At 46.5% G+C, this 3,210-nt stretch carries 3 protein-coding genes and 1 pseudogene; all 4 read right to left on the bottom strand.

Going from position 1 to position 3,210, the window contains the following annotated elements; translation table 11 throughout:
- Positions 1-26: 26 nt before the first annotated feature.
- Positions 27-1,442 carry an oxaloacetate decarboxylase subunit alpha gene (locus WJ238_RS00120; RefSeq protein ID WP_230106041.1) on the bottom strand — a complete coding sequence of 472 codons (1,416 nt, stop codon included), beginning with the start codon at positions 1,440-1,442 and terminating at the stop codon, positions 27-29.
- 23 nt (positions 1,443-1,465) lie between these two features.
- Entirely contained in the window at positions 1,466-2,617 is a 1,152-nt protein-coding gene (locus WJ238_RS00115; protein ID WP_256193604.1) for a sodium ion-translocating decarboxylase subunit beta, read from the bottom strand.
- A 55-nt stretch (positions 2,618-2,672) separates the two neighbouring features.
- Positions 2,673-3,053, bottom strand: a complete 381-nt coding sequence (locus WJ238_RS00110; protein WP_316268978.1) for a biotin/lipoyl-containing protein — start codon at positions 3,051-3,053, stop codon at positions 2,673-2,675.
- Positions 3,054-3,080: 27 nt separating this feature from the next.
- Positions 3,081-3,210: pseudogene (locus WJ238_RS00105) on the bottom strand (OadG family transporter subunit); the annotation flags it as partial.

Raw genomic sequence — 3,210 nt, 5'->3', positions numbered from 1 at the left:
ACCGGATTTTTTCAACATTATTCCGATTATACCGGATAACTTCCGCTCTTTGTATCTGCCATATCTACATCTATCTTTGTCTGCTGTGCTTCACGGTACTTGAAGAAATCCGTTGCAACCTGCGGGAATAATGCGTAAGTCAGGACATCCTCATCCTGCTGAATCCATTGTTCACACTCTTTGCGGAGCGTATCCAGCTCATCCTCAAGAAGGTCTGCCGGACGGCAGGTAATGATCTCCGGATTATCTCCCAGAACTTTCTTTACAACATCCGGATTAAAAGGCTTAACTGTAGCGCCGTATTTTCCGCTTAACACATCCTTTGTCTCCTTTGTTGCCATCTTATATCGTTCTCCCATCAGAACATTAAACACAGCCTGTGTTCCTACGATCTGTGAAGAAGGTGTGACAAGCGGCGGTTCTCCAAGATCCTTTCTTACTTTCGGAACTTCTTCAAGCACTTCATAGTAACGATCCTCTGCTCCCTGCTCCTTCAGCTGGGAAGTCAGATTGGAAAGCATTCCGCCAGGCACCTGATAGAGAAGTGTCTTGATATTTACTCCAAGGTTCTTCGGATTCAGAAGTCCGCTGTCCAACGCTTCGTCGCGGATCGGACGGAAGTAATCTGCAATCTCTGCAAGAAGTTTCTGATCCAGCCCGGAATCATAAGGAGTTCCGCGGAAGGTCTCTACCATAACTTCCGTAGCCGGCTGTGAAGTTCCAAGCGCAAACGGAGACATTGCAGTATCGATCACATCCACACCTGCCTCTACTGCTTTCAGATAAGTCATAGATGCTACGCCGGATGTGTAATGTGTATGCAGCTGGATCGGAAGATCAACCGCCTCTTTCAGCGCGGTAATAAGCTCTGTAGCCTCATATGGCAGAAGAAGTCCCGCCATATCCTTGATACAGATAGAATTTGCACCCATATCCTCAATTCTCTTGGCAATATCTACCCAGTATTCCAGTGTATAGGCATCCCCAAGGGTATAGGAAAGCGCAACCTGTGCATCTGCCTTTTCCTTATTTGCTGCTTTTACTGCTGTCTGCAGATTACGAAGATCGTTCAGACAGTCAAAAATACGTATAATATCAATTCCATTTGCTACAGATTTCTGAACAAAATATTCTACAACGTCATCTGCATAAGGACGGTATCCAAGAATATTCTGTCCCCGGAAGAGCATCTGAAGCTTGGTGTTCTTAAATCCGTCACGGAATTTACGAAGACGGTCCCACGGATCTTCCTTCAGGAAACGAAGGGACGCATCAAAAGTAGCACCGCCCCAGCACTCTACAGAGTGATACCCTACTTTATCCATTTTATCAATGATCGGCAGCATCTGTTCCGTTGTCATGCGGGTAGCGATCAGAGACTGATGGGCATCACGCAGAATGGTTTCTGTTATTTTAATTGGTTTTTTCTGAATTTCTGCCATTATTTCTTCCTCCATTTATCTTATTACATTACACCGAAAATAGCCATGAATGTTCCGGCAACAACTGCCGTACCAATTACACCTGCAACGTTTGGTCCCATAGCGTGCATCAGAAGGAAGTTTGTGGGGTCAGCCTCTGATCCGACCTTCTGTGAAACTCTGGCCGCCATAGGAACTGCCGATACTCCCGCAGAACCGATCAGCGGATTAACCTTGCCCTTTGTCAGTACGCACATCAGCTTTCCAAGAAGGACACCGGCTGCTGTACCGAAAATAAAGGCGATCAGTCCAAGGGCTACGATCTTAAGGGTATCCAGATTCAAAAATGCCTCTGCACTTGTAGTCGCTCCTACCGATGTGCCAAGCAGAATAACTACGATATACATCAGTGCATTGGATGCAGTCTCCGTAAGCTGTCTTACCACACCGGATTCGCGGAACAGGTTGCCAAGCATAAGCATACCAACCAGTGGTGCCGTTGTAGGAAGAATCATACAAACAACGATCGTTACGATGATCGGGAACAGGATTCTCTCCAGCTTGGAAACAGGACGAAGCTGCTCCATCTTAATCTTCCGCTCTTTTTCCGTTGTCAAGAGCTTCATAACAGGCGGTTGAATAATAGGAACAAGCGCCATATAGGAGTAAGCCGCTACGGCAATCGGTCCCAAAATAGCTGTTTGCTGCAATTTACCTGCAAGGAAGATAGAAGTCGGTCCGTCTGCCCCTCCGATAATTGCAATAGCCGCTGCAGCTTTGTCTGAAAAGCCCATAGCCATCGCTCCCAGATATGCTGCAAAAATACCAAACTGCGCCGCTGCCCCGAGAAGAAAACTCTTCGGATTTGCGATCAATGGTCCAAAGTCTGTCATCGCTCCGACACCCAGGAAAATCAGTGACGGAAGGATAGACCATTCATCCAACACATAGAAATAATAGAGAAGTCCACCTGTACCGTTAGCAGCCTCATCTGCATGCAGCATAATATCGGGATAGATATTAACAAGCAGCATACCAAAAGCGATCGGCACTAACAGCAGAGGTTCAAATCCATGTCTGATTGCAAGAAACAGGAAAAAACATGCAACAGCAATCATGATAAGATTTCCCCATGTCAGATTGAGGAAAGCTGTCTGCTGCACGAGGTTTCCCAATGTTGTTATAATATAATCCATTTTTTAACCTCCAGTCGTGTTTCAAAAGTACCTCTGCAGTGCTCACATATACTGCCTAGTTTAAGGTAGCCAGCACTGCTCCAGCCTCAATCGCATCACCGACAGCCACATCAATGCTTGCAACTGTTCCGTCTTCTGGTGCCACAACCGGAATTTCCATTTTCATGGCTTCAATAATGACAACAGCGTCGCCTCTTTTTACATTCTGTCCGACATTTGCCTCAATTTTAAATACTTTTCCTGCTGCACCTGCTTTCACCTGGATTGCTCCTGCTCCCACTGCTTTTGCAGCCGGTTTTGGTGCTGGTGCTGCCTTCGGGGCTGCCGGTGCTTTCGGAGCCGGTGCTGCAGCTGGTGCCGGTGCTGCTCCTCCTGCGTTTTCTTCTACAGTTACATCATATACATTTCCATTCACAGTAATTGTGTAATTTTTCATTTTTATATCCTCCTGATCCGGTTATCCTTAATTCCATTTATTTGATCTGCGGCGGCGAATGCTCCGAACAACAAAGCCGTCGGTACTTGTACCTTCTGATGCCGCGATCGCTGCTGCGATGACTGCTACAAGTTCTGTGTCATCTTCCTGTGTTTCT

Source organism: Claveliimonas sp., assembly GCF_037273965.1.
GTDB classification, from domain to species: Bacteria; Bacillota; Clostridia; order Lachnospirales; family Lachnospiraceae; genus Claveliimonas; species Claveliimonas bilis.
The sequence above is the reverse complement of the archived record's forward strand: the minus strand, read 5'-3'. Positions and strand labels throughout refer to the sequence as shown.

Coding starts and splice junctions, on each gene's coding strand:
- WJ238_RS00120 (WP_230106041.1), bottom strand. CDS start 1,442: ATGGCAGAAATTCAGAAAAAACCAATTAAAATAACAGAAACCATTCTG.
- WJ238_RS00115 (WP_256193604.1), bottom strand. CDS start 2,617: ATGGATTATATTATAACAACATTGGGAAACCTCGTGCAGCAGACAGCT.
- WJ238_RS00110 (WP_316268978.1), bottom strand. CDS start 3,053: ATGAAAAATTACACAATTACTGTGAATGGAAATGTATATGATGTAACT.